General features: G+C 62.5%; 18 protein-coding genes and 1 tRNA gene. 7 read left to right on the top strand and 12 right to left on the bottom strand.

Going from position 1 to position 18,787, the window contains the following annotated elements:
• Positions 1–12: 12 nt before the first annotated feature.
• From NKH22_RS11535 to NKH22_RS11485, 11 genes are all read right to left on the bottom strand, one after another.
• Positions 13–774 (bottom strand): 3-ketoacyl-ACP reductase, encoded by a 762-nt coding sequence (locus tag NKH22_RS11535; protein ID WP_023820633.1) that lies wholly within the window; start codon positions 772–774, stop codon positions 13–15.
• Positions 771–2,273, bottom strand: coding sequence for a GMC oxidoreductase (locus tag NKH22_RS11530; protein WP_023820634.1), 1,503 nt, complete (start codon positions 2,271–2,273; stop codon positions 771–773). The genes NKH22_RS11535 and NKH22_RS11530 overlap by 4 nt, the downstream gene beginning before the upstream one ends.
• Positions 2,274–2,278: 5 nt before the next feature.
• Positions 2,279–3,394, bottom strand: a complete 1,116-nt coding sequence (locus NKH22_RS11525) for an ABC transporter ATP-binding protein (protein WP_023671180.1) — start codon at positions 3,392–3,394, stop codon at positions 2,279–2,281.
• A 4-nt stretch (positions 3,395–3,398) separates the two neighbouring features.
• On the bottom strand, positions 3,399–4,343 hold the full coding sequence (locus NKH22_RS11520; RefSeq protein ID WP_023820635.1) for a carbohydrate ABC transporter permease: 945 nt from the start codon (positions 4,341–4,343) through the stop codon (positions 3,399–3,401).
• On the bottom strand, positions 4,340–5,290 hold the full coding sequence (locus NKH22_RS11515; RefSeq protein ID WP_023820636.1) for a carbohydrate ABC transporter permease: 951 nt from the start codon (positions 5,288–5,290) through the stop codon (positions 4,340–4,342). Before NKH22_RS11515 ends, NKH22_RS11520 begins: the two co-directional genes overlap by 4 nt.
• 255 nt (positions 5,291–5,545) lie before the next feature.
• Positions 5,546–6,799, bottom strand: coding sequence for an ABC transporter substrate-binding protein (locus NKH22_RS11510; protein WP_027049809.1), 1,254 nt, complete (start codon positions 6,797–6,799; stop codon positions 5,546–5,548).
• Between the two features lie 59 nt (positions 6,800–6,858).
• On the bottom strand, positions 6,859–8,370 hold the full coding sequence (locus NKH22_RS11505; RefSeq protein ID WP_023820637.1) for an aldehyde dehydrogenase family protein: 1,512 nt from the start codon (positions 8,368–8,370) through the stop codon (positions 6,859–6,861).
• Between the two features lie 10 nt (positions 8,371–8,380).
• Complete coding sequence (locus NKH22_RS11500; protein ID WP_023671185.1) at positions 8,381–9,157, bottom strand: enoyl-CoA hydratase/isomerase family protein; 777 nt, start codon at positions 9,155–9,157, stop codon at positions 8,381–8,383.
• A complete protein-coding gene (locus tag NKH22_RS11495; RefSeq protein ID WP_023747126.1) occupies positions 9,150–10,751 on the bottom strand; it encodes an acyl CoA:acetate/3-ketoacid CoA transferase in 1,602 nt (533 codons plus the stop codon). The genes NKH22_RS11500 and NKH22_RS11495 overlap by 8 nt, the downstream gene beginning before the upstream one ends.
• The gene (locus NKH22_RS11490) at positions 10,748–11,764 is read right to left on the bottom strand and encodes a Gfo/Idh/MocA family protein (protein ID WP_352909570.1); all 1,017 of its coding nucleotides are present in this window, start codon (positions 11,762–11,764) and stop codon (positions 10,748–10,750) included. The genes NKH22_RS11495 and NKH22_RS11490 overlap by 4 nt, the downstream gene beginning before the upstream one ends.
• On the bottom strand, positions 11,761–12,819 hold the full coding sequence (locus NKH22_RS11485) for a LacI family DNA-binding transcriptional regulator (protein WP_352909569.1): 1,059 nt from the start codon (positions 12,817–12,819) through the stop codon (positions 11,761–11,763). The genes NKH22_RS11490 and NKH22_RS11485 overlap by 4 nt, the downstream gene beginning before the upstream one ends.
• A gap of 228 nt (positions 12,820–13,047) precedes the next feature.
• On the opposite strand from NKH22_RS11485, the gene NKH22_RS11480 reads away from it, so the two are divergent.
• From NKH22_RS11480 to NKH22_RS11450, 7 genes are all read left to right on the top strand, one after another.
• Positions 13,048–14,202 (top strand): dihydrodipicolinate synthase family protein, encoded by a 1,155-nt coding sequence (locus NKH22_RS11480; protein ID WP_023725193.1) that lies wholly within the window; start codon positions 13,048–13,050, stop codon positions 14,200–14,202.
• Between the two features lie 104 nt (positions 14,203–14,306).
• The gene (gene gmd / locus NKH22_RS11475) at positions 14,307–15,377 is read left to right on the top strand and encodes a GDP-mannose 4,6-dehydratase (protein ID WP_023701025.1); all 1,071 of its coding nucleotides are present in this window, start codon (positions 14,307–14,309) and stop codon (positions 15,375–15,377) included.
• A gap of 9 nt (positions 15,378–15,386) precedes the next feature.
• Complete coding sequence (gene fcl / locus NKH22_RS11470; protein ID WP_023701026.1) at positions 15,387–16,355, top strand: GDP-L-fucose synthase; 969 nt, start codon at positions 15,387–15,389, stop codon at positions 16,353–16,355.
• Between the two features lie 81 nt (positions 16,356–16,436).
• Positions 16,437–16,643, top strand: coding sequence for a hypothetical protein (locus NKH22_RS11465; RefSeq protein WP_352594578.1), 207 nt, complete (start codon positions 16,437–16,439; stop codon positions 16,641–16,643).
• Between the two features lie 406 nt (positions 16,644–17,049).
• Entirely contained in the window at positions 17,050–17,514 is a 465-nt protein-coding gene (locus NKH22_RS11460; RefSeq protein ID WP_023671192.1) for an Hsp20 family protein, read from the top strand.
• Positions 17,515–17,578: 64 nt separating this feature from the next.
• Positions 17,579–18,001, top strand: coding sequence for a DUF982 domain-containing protein (locus NKH22_RS11455; RefSeq protein ID WP_348625649.1), 423 nt, complete (start codon positions 17,579–17,581; stop codon positions 17,999–18,001).
• Positions 18,002–18,116: 115 nt separating this feature from the next.
• On the top strand, positions 18,117–18,404 hold the full coding sequence (locus tag NKH22_RS11450; RefSeq protein WP_245260022.1) for a DUF982 domain-containing protein: 288 nt from the start codon (positions 18,117–18,119) through the stop codon (positions 18,402–18,404).
• Between the two features lie 207 nt (positions 18,405–18,611).
• Here NKH22_RS11450 and NKH22_RS11445 read toward each other — a convergent pair.
• A tRNA-Val gene (locus tag NKH22_RS11445) sits at positions 18,612–18,686 on the bottom strand.
• Positions 18,687–18,787 lie beyond the last annotated feature (101 nt).

Below are 18,787 nucleotides of genomic sequence, written 5' to 3'. Positions count from 1 at the left end.
AACCCTATCCACCTACAGTCGAGGCACGGAGAGCGCGCCGTCGACATTGATAATCGAGCCTGTGGAAAAGCCGAGCTTGCCGGCGGCAAGCGTCGCCACCACGGCGCCGATGTCCGATGCTTCGCCCCAGCGTTTTGCCGGCACCAGGCCGCTGTCGATAAGCGCGTCGTATTTGGCTGATACGCTCGCGGTCATGTCGGTGCGAATGATGCCCGGCCGCAGTTCGAACACGCCGATGTTTTCCGGCGCAAGCCGTAGCGCCAGGTTCTTCACCCACATCGAAAGGCCGGCTTTCGAGATGCAGTAGTCGGCGCGTTCCGGCGAGGCCATATCGGCGCTGACCGAGGTGATGGTGATGATCGAGCGCGGATGATTGCTGGGAGCCGCCAGCATCGCCTTGGCGACGGCCTGGCTAAGGAAGACTGTGCCGCGCAAATTGACGTCCAGCGCACGGTCGAAATTCTCGGGCTTCAGCTCCAGCAGATCGCCGCGCACCACGGCGCCGATGCCGGCATTGTTGACGAGGCAGTCGATGCGGCTGAAGGCACGTATGGCGGCGTCGACGAGGGCCGTGTGATCCTCGAGGTTGGCGATATCACAACGGACATAGGCGAACTCCGCACCCCGTGCGGTGATGTTGGCGGCCAGTTCGTCCGGCGCTTGTTCGGCAAGGTCGGCGATCAAAATGTCGAAGCCGTCCCCGGCCAGCGCCTCGGCGCAGGCGAGCCCAATGCCGCGCGCACCGCCGGTGACGATTGCTGCGGGGTGGGTCATGCCGCGAGGTCCGTTCGGCGAATATGCTCGGCCACGCGCAGCGCCTGTGCCGCAATCGACAGCGCCGGATTCACGGCGGCCGAGTTCGGCAAAAAACTGGCGTCGACAACGAACAGGTTCGGGTGGTCGAAGGCGCGGCAGAAAGGGTCGAGCGGCGACGTCGCCGGATGGTCGCCCATTTTCACCGTGCCGCACTGGTGCGAGGGCGTGCGCTTGTCGAAGGGACGCGACAGCACGATGGGATAACCGCAGGCGCGGAAGTTCTCACGCATCACCCTGGTCAGCCCGTCCAGCGACTGCATGTTGGAGCGCCGCCATTGCATGACGATGTCCTTGCCGTCGACCATGATGCGGCTTTCCGGATCGGGTAGATCCTCGCACATCAGATACCAGTCGACGGCGTGACCGGCCATGTAATCGAGCGCGAATTTCGGCACGCGTTTGACGTTGGCCTTCAACATGTTGCCGTCGATCTTGCCGAGCAGCTGGACGTTGCCGAGCGGCTTGCCGCCTTTGCCGTCGGAGAGATAGTAGTCATTCAGCATCAGCGTCTTCTGGTAGACGCTGTCGTTCCTGCGGCGCGGATCGATCGCCAGCATGGCGCTCGAATTATGGTTCATGAAATTGCGGCCGACCTGGTCGGAGCGGTTGGCGAGGCCTTTGCCATCTGGTGAAGGCGAGCGCAGCAGGATGACGGCGGAATTGACCGCGCCGGCGGACAGGATGACAAGCTTCGGCGCGACTTTCTTCATCTCGCCATTCTGACGGTAGTGAACGGCAGCGATGCTTTTGCCGTCGGACGACGCTTCGAGATATTCGACATGGCAGCCGGTTTCGAGTCGGATATTGCTGTCCTTGAGTGCAGCCGTCAGCGGTCCGGTCTGCGCATCAACCTTGCCCTGGGCGGTGTTGGGGAATGCGTCCCAGCCGGTCTTGCCCCCTTTCAGCCAGGTGTCGATGTCGACGCCGAGCGGCAGCGAGGCGGGGTGCAGGCCCAGTCCCTTCAGCTCGGCGCGGGCGCGCGCAATCGGCGCCTCGTCGGGCACCGGCTTGAAGGCATAGGGGATGGAGTGGAACGGTTCGGTCGGGTCCTCGCCGAGTGAACCGCGGACGCGAAACAGCTGCTCGGCTTTCGAATACCAAGGCTCGAATTCATCGTAGGAAAACGGCCATGCCGGCGAGACGCCACCGAAGTGCTCCATGGCGGCGAAATCCTCTTTGCGGTAGCGGATCAGCACCGCGCCATAGAATTTCGAATTGCCGCCGACATAGTAGTAATTGCCGGGGTTGAAGGCCGCACCGCCGGCCTCGCGCCACATCTCCTTCGGACGGTAGTGGCCGTCGACGAAAATGGAGCGCGTGTCGCGGGCATGCGGCGTTGCCGTCAAGGGCTCACCGCGCTCCAGCATCAGGATCGAGGCACCGCTGCCCGCCAGACCGGAGGCGATCGTAGCGCCGCCGATACCGGAGCCGATCATGACGATATCGGGGCTGACCATCTCGATCAGCGGATGCGGTGTTCGGTCGCCGGATCGAAGAACACGGCCTTGGTCAGGTTGAAGGCGAGCGGCGTGCTGGTGCCCGGCTGGATGTTGGCGTCGGCCCGCAACCGCGCCACCACGCCCTTGCCGCCGAGGTTGGTCACCGCGAAAGTGTCGGACCCTGCCGGCTCGACCACTTCGATGTGCAGGTCGGCAGTGGCAATGTTGGAGGCGTTGCGTTCCGCACCTTCCGGATCGGTCAGCGCTTCCGGGCGCACGCCGAAGATGATCGGCTTGCCCTGGAACGCCGACAGGCCCGCCGGCGCATTGGCCATCGGCAGCGTAATGGGCTCGCGCGCCTCGCGCTCCAACACGACGGACAGCGCATTGCCCGACGTGGCAATGGTCGCCGGGATCAGGTTCATCGCCGGCGAACCCATGAAGTCGGCGACGAACAAATTGGTCGGGTTGTTGTAGATCTCGGCCGGGGTGCCGAACTGCTGCACCTCGCCGTCGCGCATGACGGCGATCTTGGTAGCCAGCGTCATCGCCTCGATCTGGTCGTGGGTGACGTAGACGATGGTTGTGCCGGTGGTGGCATGCAGGCGCTTGATCTCGATGCGCATGTCAACGCGCAATTTGGCGTCGAGGTTGGACAAAGGCTCGTCGAACAGGAACAGCTTAGGGTCGCGCACCAGCGCCCGGCCCATGGCGACGCGCTGGCGCTGGCCGCCGGAAAGCTGGCTCGGCTTGCGCTGCAGGAGGTGGCCGATCTGCAGGACCTTGGCCACCTTGTCGATCGCCTTTTGGCGTTCGTCGGCCGGCACGCCGCGCATCTCCATGCCGAAGGAGATGTTTCCGGCCACCGTCATGTTCGGATAGAGCGCATAGCTCTGGAACACCATGGCGATGTCGCGCTTGGATGGGTGCAGATCGTTGATGGCGCGGCCGTCGACGCGGATTTCGCCCTCGGTGATCTGCTCCAGGCCGGCAATCGTGTTGAGCAAGGTGGACTTGCCGCAGCCGGACGGGCCGACCAGCACCAGGAAGCCGCCCTTTTCGAGCTCGACATCGATGCCCTTCAGGATCTCGACATTCCCGAAGCGCTTCTTCAGCCCATCAATTTCCAGAAAAGCCATCAGATTATCCTTTGACCGCGCCCGCCATCAGGCCACGCACGAAGTAGCGGCCGGCGACCACATAGACGAGAAGGGTGGGCAGGGCTGCGATCATCGCCGCAGCCATGTTGACGTTGTATTCGACGACGCCTGTCGAGGTGTTGACGACGTTGTTGAGCGCCACCGTCATCGGCATCACGTCGCCGGAGCCGGCATAGGCGGAGGCGAACAGGAAGTCGTTCCAGATGTTGGTGAACTGGTAGATCACCGTCACCACGATGATCGGCAGCGAGTTGGGCAGCATGATGCGCCGGAAGATCTGGAAGAAGCTTGCCCCGTCGATCTGCGCCGCCTTCACCAGCTCGTTCGGAAACGCTTCGTAGTAATTGCGGAAGAAGAGGGTGGTGAAACCGATGCCGTAGACGACGTGAACGAACACCAGGTTCACGGTCGGATTGCCAAAGCCGAAGGTGAAACCGGTCGCGTTCTGCAGCTTGACGCCGAACCGGCCCAAGCTGCCGAGGATCGTTGCCATCGGCAGCAGTACCGACTGGAACGGGATGAAACAGGCAAACAGCATCAGCCCGAACACCAGCGTCGCCCCGCGAAAGCGCCATTTGGTCAGCACATAGCCGTTGAGCGCGCCGAGCAGGGTCGAGATGATGACTGCCGGAACCACCATCTTGATCGAGTTCCAGAAATAGCCCTTCATGCCGACGCAGGTCAGGCCCGAGCAAACTTCGCTCCACGCCTTTATCCATGGGTCGAAGGTCGGCGCCTGGGGCAGCGCCAGCATGTTGCCGTTCTGGATCTCCTCCATGGTCTTGAACGAGGTCACCAGCATGACGAACAGCGGCATCAGGTAGAACAACGCAAACAGCGCCAGCAGTCCGTAGATGACGATGCGGTTGAGGGTCTTGGTGCTCATGCCGCTACAGGCCTGGCGGGCAGGGGTGGCAACGGCGCTCATTGCGGCTTCTCCCGCAGTTCCGAATAGAGATAAGGCACGATGATGGCAACGATGGTCATCAGCATGATCACGGCACTGGCCGAGCCGACGGCCATTTCGTTGCGCTTGAAGGTGTACTCATACATGAAGTTGGACGGCAGCCAGGCCGAGCCACCGGGGCCGCCGCTGGTCAGCGCCACCACGAGATCGTAGGACTTGATGGCAAGGTGCGCGAGCACGATGAAGGCCGACAGGAAGATTGGCCGCAGCAGCGGAATGACGATGCGGCGGTAGAGCTGGAAGGTGGTGGCACCGTCGATCTGCGCCGCCTTCATGATCTCGCCGTCAATGCCACGCAGGCCGGCCAGGAACATCGCCATGATGAAGCCGGAGGCCTGCCAGACGCCGGCAATGACCACCGTGTAGATGACGAAATCCTTGTTCTTGATCCAGTCGAAATGGAAGCTCGTCCAGCCCCACTGATGCAAGGTCTGCTCAAGACCGAGGCCGGGGTCGAGGAACCATTTCCAGGCGACGCCGGTGACGATGAAGGACAGCGCCATCGGGTAGAGATAGATCGGCCGCAACACGCCTTCGCCGCGAATCTTCTGGTCGAGCAGGATGGCCAGGAACAGGCCGAGCGCCAGGCAGATGGCGATGTAGAGAAAGCCAAAAATGCCCATATTGACGATCGACGTGTACCAGCTCGATGGCGGGTCGGAGTCGAACGTCCAGCCCCACAGCCGTAGATACGCGCGTGGTCCGGTAATGACATAGGACGGGAAGGTCTTGGAATTGGTGAAGGACAGATAGACTGTCCACAGGATGAAGCCATAGACGAAGACGATGGTGATGGCGAAGCTCGGCGCCAGCACGATCTTCGGCAGCGCGTCCTGCAGTCGCGCGCGCACGGAGGGGCGAGACCGCTCGGGTGTCAGCTTGATCTGGGTCGTCGCTACACTGCTCATGAGGCTCCTCCCGTTCGGGTCGTCCGTGCTCTGCCGTCAGGCGGCAAGGCGGCCCCGTGCATACGGGTCTCTGGTCGGCATGGTGTTCAAGAGTGCTCTCACCGTTTCACGGAAACGGCGAACCTCTCTAACTCTTTCTTTTACGCAATTCCGGCCGGAAAACCGCTCACACTTTTCCTGGAATTGCGCCAGCTGGCCAATCCTTAGGTGACACCTTCCCCGCCGAAGCGGGGAAGGTGTGTTTCTGGCCAGCGCTTACTTGGCGTCGTCGATTGCCTTGACCAGTTCGGTCACGGCTTCGTCCGAGGTCTTGATCTGACCGTGGACGAACTTCGAAACGACGTCCTTGTAGGCATTGGCGACCGCCGGAGGCGCGCCATAGCCCTGGGCAAGCGAGCCGAACAGTGTGCCGCCTTCGTTGGCAGCCTTCAGGTCGGCGATGCCCTTCTTGCCGCACGCGTCGAAGTCGGTGTCCGGAACGTCGGTACGGGCGGGAACCGAACCCTTGACGACGTTGAAGGCCGACTGGAAGCTCTTCGACAGGGTGGCGGTGGCCAACGCGACCTGGGCGGCCTTGCGGTCGTCCGGAACGTTGAACATGCCGAACATGTCGGAGTTGTAGACCACCGAGCCTTCCGTGCCCGGGAAGCGATAGCACAGGAAGTCGGTGCCCGGCGTTTTCTTGGCGGCGTTGAACTCGCCCTTGGCCCAGTCACCCATCACCTGCACCAGGGCATCGCCCTTGATGACCATGGCGGTGGCAAGGTTCCAGTCGCGGCCCGAGAAGTTCGGGTCGACATAGGTGACGAGCTTGGCGAGGTTGTCGAACGACTTCTTCATCGTGTCCGACTTGAGGGACTCGTCGTCGAGGTCGTTGAAGGCCTTCTTGTAGAACTCAGGTCCGCCGGTCGACAGCACAACCGAGTCGAACATGGTGGCTTCCTGCCAGTTCTGGCCGCCAAGGGCGAGCGGAATGACGCCAGCCGCCTTGGCTTTGTCGAGCAGGGCGACGAAGTCGTCGAAGGTCTTTGGCTCGGTGCCGCCGATCTTGTCCATCACCGCCTTGTTGATCCACAGCCAGTTGACGGAGTGGACGTTGACTGGAGCAGCGACCCACTTGCCGTCATAGACAGAGAACTTTTGCAGGGCTGCCGGAACCGACTTGTCCCAGCCTTCCTTCTTCGCCGTCTCGGTCAGGTCGCCCATGACGCCGGCCGCCGCATAGTCGAGCACGGTGTAGCCGAGCATCTGCGACGCGGTCGGGTAATTGCCGGCCGCGACCATCGCCTTCAGCGCAGTCATGGCGGCGTCGCCGCCACCACCGGCCACCGGCACGTCCTTCCAGGCATAGCCTTCCTTGGCAAGGTCGCCCTTGAGGACGTTGAGAGCAGCCGCTTCGCCGCCCGACGTCCACCAATGCAGCATCTGCACTTCCTTGACGTCCTCGGCATGGGCCGAGAAAGCAAAGGCCGTCGCCAGAGCCGTTCCGATAAGCAGTTTGCGCAACATGTTCTACCTCCCTTGTTGCATTACACGACCGGTGGAAGCCCCACCGGGTTCTTCCAAACTCAGCCGACCCACCAACCGGTGCGCTGGCCGCGATGAAACTGGATTGTCTTTTCCTCGGTATAATCCTCGACAGCGCGTTTGCCGAGTTCGCGTCCGATGCCGGACTGCTTGTAGCCCCCGAATGGCAACTCGGGAAAGCCTTCCATGAATGTGTTCACCCAAACGGTCCCCGAACGCACACCACGCGCCACCGACATACAAGTGTCGATGCTGGCGCTCCACACCCCTGCAGACAGACCATAGGGCGTGTTGTTGGCGATGTGCAACGCCTTTTCAATCGATCCAAAAGTCAGCACGGAGAGCACCGGGCCAAACACTTCCTCGCGCGCAATAGCCATGTCTTCGGTAACGCCGCGGATGATGGTCGGATCGAGGTACTGGCCGGCATTGGACGCCAATTGGCCGCCACCGGTATAGACATTGCTGCCGTCTTTTGCTGCTGCCACGACGTAATCCGCCACCTTGGTCAGATGGTCGGCTGATATCATCGCGCCAACCTTGGTTCGGTCATCGAGTGGGTCGCCGACCGTTACCATGGCGGTGAGGGCCTTGACGGTGGCGAGGAAATCGTCGGCGATGGCTTCATGCACGATCAGCCGGCTACCAGCATTGCAGCATTCGCCGGCGTTGAAGAAGCCGCCGAACACTGCTGCGTCAGCGGCCGCCTCAAGATCGGCATCGGGGAAGACGATCTGGCCGTTCTTGCCGCCGAGCTCCATCGAGACTTTCTTCAGCGACTGCGCGGCGGAAGCCATGGTCATCTTGCCGACGCGGGTCGAGCCTGTGAACGACACCATTTCGACCAGCGGATGGCTGACCATCGGCCCCCCGACATCGGCGCCGAGGCCGGCCAGGATGTTGACGACGCCGGCGGGCAGGCCGGCCTGCATCAGGATGTCGCCGAGCACGAAGGTCGACGCCGAGGTCATTTCGCTCGGCTTGACCACCGCGGTGCAGCCGGCGGCGAGCGCGAAGGGCAGTTTCTGGCTGACGATCAGGAACGGGAAGTTCCACGGGGTGATGATCGAGACGACGCCGATCGGCTCGCGCAGGACGACGCCCAGCATGGCGTCGCCGAGATTGGCGTAGCTCTCGCCGTGCAGCGTGCGGGCGAGCGAGGCGGCATAACGCCAGATGTCGACGGCGCCGCCGATCTCGCCACGCGCCTGGGCGATCGGCTTGCCGGACTCCAGCGCATCGAGGCGGGCGATGTCTTCGAGCTGGGCCTCGATCAGGTCGGCCGTCTTGAGCAGGATGGCGGCACGCTCGGCCGCCTTCATGCGCGGCCAAGGGCCGGTCTCGAATGCCTTGTGCGCGGCCTGCATGGCCGCCTCCACCTCGGCCTCGCCGGCCTGCGCATAGCGCGAAACGGTGAAGCCATGGCCGGGGCTGTTGCGCGCAATCGTGCGGCCGTCACGGGCATCGACATGCTTGCCGTCGATCAGGAGCTTGTAAGCCTTCGGCGCCTTGGACGCCTCGGCCGGCATGGAAATGTTGAGCGGTGCGTTCATCATGCTTTCTCTAGGATCTTGAAAAGGCCGGCTTCTGCTTGGCCTTGAAGGCGCTCACGCCGGCTTTGAGGTCGCCGGTCAGCGCAACGAAGCCGCTGGCGAGCGCCTCGGTGGCGGCCGCACTTTCCTCGCCTTCGGCGACTGCGATCATCAGCTTGGCGGCTTCGGTTGCGAGCGGCCCGCGCCCGGCGATTTTTTCGGCCCAAGTCCTGGCCTCTGCCAGCGCCTGGCCGGTCTCGACCACGCGGTCAACGACGCCGAGGGCAAGCGCGTCGGAGGCGGCAAAGAGCTCGCCGCCGAGTGCCATGCGGCGCACGATCTGGGCCCCAAAGCGGCGCACGGCGCGCTGCGTGCCGGACCAACCGGGGACGACGCCGATCGATGTCTCGGGAAAGCCGAGCTTCACCTGCGTTTCGGCGACACGGAAGTCGCAGGCGACCGCCAGCTCCAGCCCGCCACCCAGCGCATGGCCGGAAAGCACCGCGATGGTCGGCTGCCGCAGCCGCGCCAGTCGGTCGAAGACACGGTGGCCGTAGCGCACCCATTGCACCTGAAAGTCGGCAGCGCTCATTTGTGCCCAGGCCTCGACATCGCCGCCGGCGCAAAAGCCTTTGCCTTCGCCGCGGATCAGCACGACGCGCACGCCTTCAGCCATTTCGGCTTCGTCGAGCGCTGTCTCGAGCGCGCGCAGCATCGGAATGTCCAGCGCGTTGAACTTCTCCGGCCGGCGCAGCGTGACGATGCCGATGGCGCCGTCCTGCTCGAAGGTGACGAGGCGCTCAGCCATGCGCGCCTCCGAGCGAAGCGCCACCATTCAGCGACAGGCCGATCGGCCGGTCCTGATAGAGAGCCGCCGGCGTGACCTTGAGATCGTTGGCGATGCCGAGCGGAATCTCTGACTGCGCCAGCACATCGCGTTCGAGGTCGATGCCGGGCGCCAGTTCCGTCACCATCAGACCGTCCGGCGTCAGCTTCATCACGCAGCGCTCGGTGACGTAGGTGATGTCCTGCCCTTGCGCGACGGCGCGCTTGCCGGAGAAGGAGATGTGTTCGACCTCGTTGACCACCTTCTTGACCTTGCCTTCTGCATCGATGCGGATGCCGCCATCGGCGAGCGACAGTTTTGCGCCGGCATTGAAGAAGCCGGAGAAGACGATCTTTTTCGCCCGTGCCGTGATGTCGACAAAGCCGCCGGCCCCGGCGGTGACATGTGGCCGGGCCGAGAGTTTCGACACGTTGACGGAGCCATGGCGGTCGATCTGCAAGAAGGAGAGCAGCGAGGCATCGAAGCCGCCGGCCTGGAAATAGATGAACTGGTGCGGCGAGGGCATGATCGCCTCGGCGTTGGAAGCGCAGCCGAACTTGAAGTCGAGCAGCGGCACGCCGCCGACCGCGCCCTGCTCGATCACCCAGGTGACCTTGCCGTGCTGGCCTTCCTCGAGAAGGATACGCGGCACATTGGCCGAGATGCCGAAGCCGATATTGACGGCCATGCCATCGCGCAACTCCATGGCGACGCGGCGCGCGATTACTTTCTGGATGTTCATTTCGGCGTTGCGAAAGCTTGACAGCGGGCGGAAGATCTCGCCCGAAATCGCCGGGTCGTAAGGCGTCAGCGTCGTCTGCAACTGGTCCGGCGCCACCACGATGTGGTCTACCAGCACGCCGGGCACGCGCACGTCATGCGGCTTCAGCGTGCCGTTCTCGACGACGCGCTTGACCTGCGCAATGACGATGCCGCCATTGTTGCGCGCGGCAAGCGCCTGTTCGAGGCCGCCGAGATAGGCGCCCTCATGTTCATAGGTCAGGTTGCCGCGCTCGTCGGCGGTGGTAGCGCGGATGATCGAAATGTTGGGCACGATCGAGCGGAAATAGAGCCATTCCTCGCCGTCGAACTGCTGCACCGAGACGATCGGCTCGCTTGCAGCCGCGTTCATGGCGCAGCCCTGGTGGCGCGGGTCGGCAAAAGTGTCAAGGCCGACCTTGGTCAGCACACCCGGCCGCTTGGCGGCGGCCTCGCGGTGCATGTCGAACAGGATGCCCGACGGCACATTGTAGGCGGCGACCGAATTGTCGCCGATCATCTTCCAGATCTGCGGCGGCTCGGACGAGGAGGGGCCCGAGGGATAGGAGCCGCAGAGCGTGCGCTTCAACAAACCGGGCTTGGCCAGATGGTCGATGCCCTTGATGCCATACATGTCGCCGGCGGCGATAGGGTGCAGCGTGGTGATATTTTTCGGATGGCCTTCCGCGTCGAAGCGCCCGCCGATGGCGGCGAGCACGGCGTCCGGGCAGCCGAGCCCGCTCGACGACGAGACCGACACGGTCATGCCGTCCTTGATGAGGTTGGCGGCCTGCTGAGCGGAGACGAGCTTGCTCACTTGGCGCTCCCGAGTTTCGGCTCGATGGCAACCGCCTTGCCGGATTTCCCGGACAGCAACGCTGCTTCGGCCGACGCCAGCGACCAGACGCCGTCCTCGCCGGTGGCGGAGGGCTGGCCTTCTCCACGCATGGCGGCATGGAACTGGCGCAGCGACCTGGCGTAGAGGTCTTCTCGGTCGAAGCTCAGTTCTTCCTCGCCTTTGGCGGTGCGTAGCAGCACCGAGCCGACTGGCTTCTGCGTCATCACATTTTTTGCGATCAGCGAACCTTCGGAACCATGCACCTCAAAGCCGGTATCGGCGAACTTGGTTGTGAAGCCTTCATGCGACTGGGCAATCAAACCGGACCTGAAGCGCCAGATGCACATGGCACCGTCTTCCAGCCCGCTGCCGGCCATGCCGGCCAACTGGGTGAAGGCCGAAATCTCGACCGGGTCGTCGCCGAGCACGAAGCGCAGCGTGTCGGCATCATGCACGGTGATGTCGAGCACCACGCCGCCGCCGGCCTCAGGCTTGGTAATGCGCCAGCCCTGCAGGTTTTCCGGCAAATAGACGGAATGGAAGACGCGCGCGGCAATCGGCTTGCCGATATGGCCGGCTGATATGGCGTCGCGCATGGCGCGGTGGGCGCCGGCATTGCGCAGATGATGATTGGTGCCAAGCACGACACCGGCTTCCTTGGCGGCGGCGACCATTGTGCGCGCGTCGGCGCTGTTCAGCGCCAGCGGCTTTTCGCACAGAACATGCTTTCCCGCGTCGATCGCGGCCAGCGCCTGTTCGAGATGCAGTTCATTGGTGGTCGAGATGTAGACGGCGTCGATGTCGGCGCTGAGCAGGTCATCGAGCGTCGAGACGGCAAGCGGGACGTTGTGTTCATCGGCATAGGTCTTGGCGCGCTCCGGGCTGGAGCTCATCACCGCTGATATTTCGCCACCCTCTTGCGCGCGAATGGCGTTGATCATGAACTGTTTGGCGATCGTGCTGGCGCCGATCAGTCCCCATTTGACGCTCATGCCGCGTCTCCCATTCCTGCTGATGTGTCCTGGGTGCCGCGATCGGGACCGCAGCTGTCCCTGACGACCAGATTGACGGCGCCGATATGGTCCTCGGCATGCGTGATGCGCGACTGGATCATCTTCAGCATGACGTGGGCGGCGCGTTCGCCGAGGCCGGGTGTGTCCACCGAGACGCTGGTCAGCGCCGGCATATAATGCTCGGCCTCGACCACGTCGTCGAAGCCGACGACGGCAAAGTCCGCGCCGGGCTCCAGCCCGCGCTTGCGCAGCGCCAGCATGACGCCGAAGGCGACGGCATCGTTGAAGCACAGTGCCGCCGTCGGCGGCTCGGCCATGGCAAGGGCGGTTTCCAGGCACGCGATGCCGCCCCTGCGGCTGGTCTCGCCTTCGACGACAAGCACGTCGCGCCTGGCAATGCCCAATGTTTCGCAAGCTTCACGAAAACCGCCCAGGCGCTCCTGATAGACGACCAGGTCGGAGGTGCCGCCGAAGAAGGCCAGCCAGCGATGGCCCTTGCCGATCAGATGGGCGGCGGCGAGATACGCGCCGCGATGGTTGTCAGGAGCGATCACCGGGATGCGGCTGTCCGGCAGGCGGCGCATGGCGAAGACGACCGGCACGCCCGCCATCTCGAGGCGACGGAAGGCGCCCGGCGTGGTGCCGCGTGCCGGTGACACGATCAGGCCTGCGACGCCCTGTTCCATCAGCGACTTCAGCACTTCTTCCTGGCGCACCGGGTTCTCCGCCGTGTTGGCGATGAAGGGCACGATGCCGGCCGACTGGAAGACGCGCTCCATGCCGACCGCCAGCTCGGCGAAAAAGGGGTTGGTGAGATCGTTGATGACCATGCCGATGACGTTGGAATGGGCTTTGCGCAGATTGGCGGCGCCGCGGTTGTAGACATAGCCGACATCCTCGATCGCCTTGCGAACCTTGACCGCGGTTTCAGGCCGGATCAGCCCTGAGCCTTGCAGCACAAGCGACACCGTCGATTTGGACACACCAGCCTCGCGGGCGATGTCCAGGATCGTTGCCTTGGCCCGGCTGGCCATGTCGGTGGTTTCCTCCGCTTAGATGGGCAAATCTATTGGAACGTTCTAATCACTCTGCCAACCGAGAGTCAATCGGGATTCTTGCGGAGGTCGAAAAGGTGATGAATGTGGTTCCTAGCAAGGACTCTTAGCCTTCTTGGCATTTGGACCGGTTCAATCGCCGCAATCATAAAGGTTCTTGATTTATTGGAACGTTCCATTTATAGGATGCCGAAAACGGAGGTTGCCATGGATATCACCCTGCCTACGCAGAATGGCGGCCGCGTCAGCTACAAGCTCGCGGGCAGTCCGGTCGAGCCCGTAATCGGTGCGGTTTTCCCGCGCATCGCCTATGCCGCGGCCCACGTCGTCGCCGATCCTTTCGCGATGACCGACCCCTGGTCGAAGCCTGCGGTCGATTGGGACAAGACGATGGCGTTTCGGCATCATTTGTGGCGGCTTGGCTTCCGCATCGCCGAGGCGATGGACACCTCCCAGCGCGGCATGGGTTTCGACTGGGCGAATGCGCAGGAATTGATCCGCCGCTCGATCGCCGAGGCGCGCAGCGTCGAAGGCGCAGACCTCTCCTCGGGCGCCGGCACCGATCATCTGGCGCCGGCCAATTCGAGATCACTCGAAGATGTGATCGCCGCCTATGAGGAGCAGTTCGCTTTCATTGAAGGCGAGGGCGGCAAGGCGATCATGATGGCCAGCCGGGCGCTGGCAGCGGTCGCAAAGGGTCCGGACGACTATATCAGGGTCTACGATCGCATCCTCAGCCAGGCATCCGGCAAGGTCATCCTGCACTGGCTGGGCGACATGTTCGATCCTGCACTGAAAGGTTATTGGGGCAGCGGCAATTTCGAGGCCGCGCTCGACACCGTCGTCGCCATCATCGAGCGCCATGCCGGCAAGGTCGAGGGGATAAAGATTTCCCTGCTCGATGCCGGCAAGGAAGTTGCCTTGCGCAACCGGTTGCCGGAAGGCGTCGTCATGTTCACCGGCGACGATTTCAACTATCCCGAACTGATTGCCGGCGACGGGAAGCGGCACTCGCACGCCTTGCTCGGCATATTCGACGCCATCGCGCCAGTCGCCAGTGCGGCGCTCGCGAAACTGGCTGACGGCGACCGCGCCGGATTTGACGCGCTGATGGCGCCGACAGTGCCGTTGTCGCGCAAGATCTTCGAGGCGCCGACGGAGTATTACAAGGCCGGCATCGTCTTCATGGCCTGGCTCAACGGCCATCAGGACCATTTCGCCATGGTCGGCGGCATGCAGTCGGCGCGCGGCATCCTGCACTATGCCGACATCTTCCGCCTTGCCGACCAGGCAGGGTTGCTCGCCGATCCCGAGCTTGCGCTGGCCAGGATGAAGCATTTCTGCGCGGTTGCAGGTGCCTGAGAACGACACAATCGCTGGCTGAAACCTGTCCCCCGTATGGGGGATTTGCGTTCTCGCGCCAAATCTGTATTCGGTTGCCGGGATTGGATGCGGACGGAGCGGCAATGACGGAAAAAGTGGCGCTCATCACCGGGGTTACCGGGCAGGACGGGGCCTATCTCGCAGAATTGCTTCTGCAGAAGGGCTATATTGTCCATGGCGTCAAACGCCGCTCGTCCTCGTTCAACACCGAGCGCGTTGACGACATCTATGTCGATCCGCACGAGCGCGGTGCGCGTTTCTTCCTGCATTATGGCGACCTGACCGACGCGACCAACCTTATTCGCCTGGTGCAGGAGACACAGCCCGGCGAGATCTACAATCTCGGCGCCCAGAGTCATGTCCAGGTGAGTTTCGAGACGCCGGAATACACCGGCAATGCCGATGCGCTGGGAACACTCAGGCTGCTCGAGGCGATCCGCATCCTGCGCCTGGAGAAGTCGGTGCGCTTCTATCAGGCATCGACGTCGGAGCTTTACGGCAAGGCGCGCGAGGTCCCGCAAAGCGAGGCGACGCCCTTCCATCCGCGCTCGCCCTATGCCGCGGCCAAGCTTTACGCCTACTGGATCACGGTCAACTACCGCGAGGCTTACGGCATGTTCGCCGCCAACGGCATCCTGTTCAACCACGAAAGCCCGACACGCGGCGAGACCTTCGTCACCCGCAAGATTACGCGGGCCGTCGCCTCGATCCATCATGGCCTGCAGGACACGCTCTATCTCGGCAATCTCGACGCCAAGCGTGATTGGGGCCATGCGCGCGACTATGTGGAGGGCATGTGGCGCATTCTGCAGCACAGCGAAGCCGACGATTTCGTGCTGGCGACCGGCGAGGCGCATTCGGTGCGCGAATTCGTCGAGCTGGCGTTTGCCGAGACCGGCCGCACCATCCGCTGGCAAGGCGAGGGTGTCGATGAAGTCGGTGTCGATGCCGGTTCGGGCACTGTCCTGGTGCGCATCGATCCGCGCTATTTCCGGCCGACCGAGGTCGACCTGCTGCTCGGCGACCCCGCCAAGGCCAAAGCCAGGCTGGGGTGGTCGCACACGACCGGCTTCAGGGATCTGGTGGCGGAAATGGTGCAGGCCGATCTGGCGCGCACCGCCGGCGGCACGCGGCAGAACAGCCGTTCTGCGTGAGGCAGGTTCATGGACGCGACATTTGATCTGAAAGGCAAGCGTGTCTTCGTCGCCGGGCATCGCGGTATGGTCGGTTCGGCCGTCGTGCGCCGGCTGGCGAGCGAGGACTGCGAGATACTCACCGTATCGCGCGACAGGCTCGACCTGCTCGACCAGGCAGGGGTGCGGCGCTGGATGGCCGAGCACAGGCCGGATGCGGTGGTGATGGCGGCCGCCAAAGTCGGCGGTATCCTGGCCAATGACCGGTTCCCTGTCGATTTCCTGCAGCAAAACCTGGTTATGCAGGGCAATGTCATTGACGGCGCCTTTCGCAGCGAGGTCGGCAAGCTTTTGTTTCTCGGCTCGTCCTGCATCTATCCAAAGCTCGCGCCGCAGCCGATCAGGGAAGACGCGCTGCTGACCGGTCCGCTCGAACCCACCAATGAATGGTATGCGATCGCCAAGATCGCCGGGCTCAAACTGTGCCAGGCCTATCGGCGCCAGCATGGCGTCGACTACATCTCGGCGATGCCGGCCAACCTTTACGGTCCTGGCGACAATTTCGATCTCCAGTCCAGCCATGTCGTGCCGGCCCTGATGCGAAAGGCGCATGCACTGGCGCTGAGCGGCGGCAACAGCCTCGAGGTCTGGGGCTCGGGCACGCCACGGCGTGAATTCCTGCATGTCGACGACGCCGCCGGTGCCTTGGTCTGGCTGTTGAAGAATTATGCCGGCGACAGCCACGTCAATGTCGGTTCGGGCGAGGATGTCACCATTGCCGAGCTTGCCCAGACCGTCGCATCGGTCGCCGGCGTCGAGGCTGATATCGCCTTCGATACGACCAAGGCAGATGGCACGCCGCGCAAGTTGATGGATGTTTCGCGGCTGTTTGCGACGGGATGGCGCCCGCGCTACGCGCTTCGCGATGGATTGGAACAGACATATGCGTGGTTTCTCAACCATATTGAGAAGGGTGATGTCCGCCTCGGCGCGGCCTGATTCCAATTTTCCTTGAACCATTTCGCTGCCGCCCGCGACCAGGCGGTGTGTAGCAAACACGGTCCATCAAGGAGAACGTCAATGTTTATCACTTCAAGAAACGCATTTCTCGCCGCCATCGCGGTTTCGGTGCTGGCAGGGTGTCAGACGGCACCGCCGAGGGAATGCGAGAAGACCAAGCCCGGTATCACCTACAACGGCAAATGCTGCGGCATCGGCACCCCGTGCCGTGAAGGCAGCAACGCCCCTCATGACAAGCCCGACAGGCCCGATCCGCGGCCGCAATGATCCGCGAGCCTGAAACGTCCCGGCACGTGCCGGGACGTTTCGCCCTCCGACAGGGTGGATTTACGGATCGGAAGGCCGCTACCCGGTTCCTTGCTGGCCGGCATTTGAGTACGAAACGGGACGGCGGGGCAGTAGACGATGCGGTCGCGCAGATCGCGCGAAAACTTCCCGCCGGATCTGTACTTCAAGGGGCTGTTCGACTGTTCGAAGGGAAGGTCCTGGAGAAACTCAGATTTCGCTTTCCGTCGATGGGAGGATGCTACTAAAAAAAATTCGAGATGCTCTTGAACTCATTTGGGGCGCCTCCTAATTCGATTTCCGCCAAGGCCATAAGGCTCGGCAAAAAATGGCGGCGCCGCACGGGGCGGCGTCCTTGTACCCATGTTGCTTCAAGGAGGATGTGGCTATGAGAACCTTTGATACCCTCTATCGGACCACCGTCGGTTTCGACCGGCTTTTCGACATGCTCGACAGCGGCACGCGTCCAGACTGGCCGCCCTATAACATCGAGAAGGTCGACGAGAACGATTACCGTATCTCGATGGCCATCGCAGGCTTCAGCCAGGATGAGGTTGAGCTGACCCAGCATGGACCCGAACTGGTCGTGGTAGGCCAGAAGGCTGATGATCAGAGCGGACGCCAGCTGCTGCACCAGGGCATCGCCTATCGCAGTTTCAGGCAGACGTTCAAGCTTGCCGACCACATGAAGATCAAGGCAGCCAAACTGGAGAATGGCCTCCTCTCGATCGACATCGTCCGTGAGATTCCCGAAGAGCTGAAACCGCGCCGCATTAGCATCGGCGTCGGCGACACGCCAACGGCCGCCACTCAGATCACGCAAGACACGGACCGCGCGCGTAAAGCCGCGTAATCCTGTCGATCTGTCACACTTTGAACTGCGGGTCCGCCTCCCGGTTCCGGCCGGGAGGCTGTGATTGCGGAGAAACGAAGATGATCACTGCAGGACGTACTGGCGCGCCTCTGTCGCGCGCCTGCAGTTGGCCTGGACCGCGCAAACCATGAAACTCAATGGTTCGTTCAATTTGGAGGATCATATGAACGATCGGATGTTTGACAGCGCCGTTTTCGTGAAAAGCGGCGACAACCTTGTTCAGGAAATCACGTGTCTCGAGGACGCTCTGGAGTTCCTCTATGAATGGCCGAAGGACAGGCGCGGCCCCATTCACCAAACCGCATTGCGGGCCTGCCAGCGAGCTTTCGATAGCGATTATCCGCTTTCCGCAGCCAGAGAAGCGTTCAGCGGTTTTGCGAAAGCAGCCAGAATCCTTGAGGAAGTATCCACGACAATGCCGTGGATGATGGGCAGAGGTGGCGAAGGCGGAGGAGTGACTGCCTAAAGCGCGTCGCGCTGAAACCGATTCATGCGACACGCTTTAAGTCTTTGTTTTGATGCATGTCGTTGTCCCAGAACCGCGGCATACTTCTGGGTGACATGCATTAGGAAAGGAGGTCATGATGCTATCGAAACCTTTTGAAAAGCCAGTCCGGGTGTGGGTGGGATTGGGCTTTCCCCGCCAACTCAACACGGTCGCGGATGCTTATCAATTCGCAGCCGAATGGTGTGGCAACAGCCCGGAGCAGAGAGCTGCTATTCGCGCTTGCAAAGCCGCTCTGATTGGTGATGTGGAACCCGAGACAGCACGAGGCGTCTTCGTCGCGTTCGCTCGCAAGAAGGATATTCTTATGGAGGACGGCATCGAGCCTGCGCCTTCAAGGACGCTAAGTCCGCACCACGTCTAAAGCGCGTCGCGTTTGAACGGACTCAGGCGACGCGCTTTAGGCCTTTGTTTTTATGCATGTCGTCGTCTCAAAACCGGGGCCACTTTTGAGCGCCATGCATTAGAATGTCCACAAACACGAGGCGGCTGCCACAAGCGGTGGCCGCCTTACCGGCTAAGTCGTCGAAGGGGTGCGCCAAAAACGGGCTTGGCTAAGTTATTGAAAGGATGGTGGGCGTGACAGGGATTGAACCTGTGACCCCTGCAATGTCAATGCAGTGCTCTCCCGCTGAGCTACACGCCCATCCGAAGCCGCGCATACACCATTTTTGGTCCAGCGCGTCAATAGCCGGAAAAGGGAAAGAAAGGCTCGTTTTGCCGCGCCGCCGACGAAGCGGCGAGATC

It is taken from the genome of Mesorhizobium sp. M1252, assembly GCF_040318265.1.
In the GTDB taxonomy this organism is placed as follows: Bacteria; Pseudomonadota; Alphaproteobacteria; order Rhizobiales; family Rhizobiaceae; genus Mesorhizobium.
This window is presented reverse-complemented; position numbering and strand designations above follow the sequence as displayed.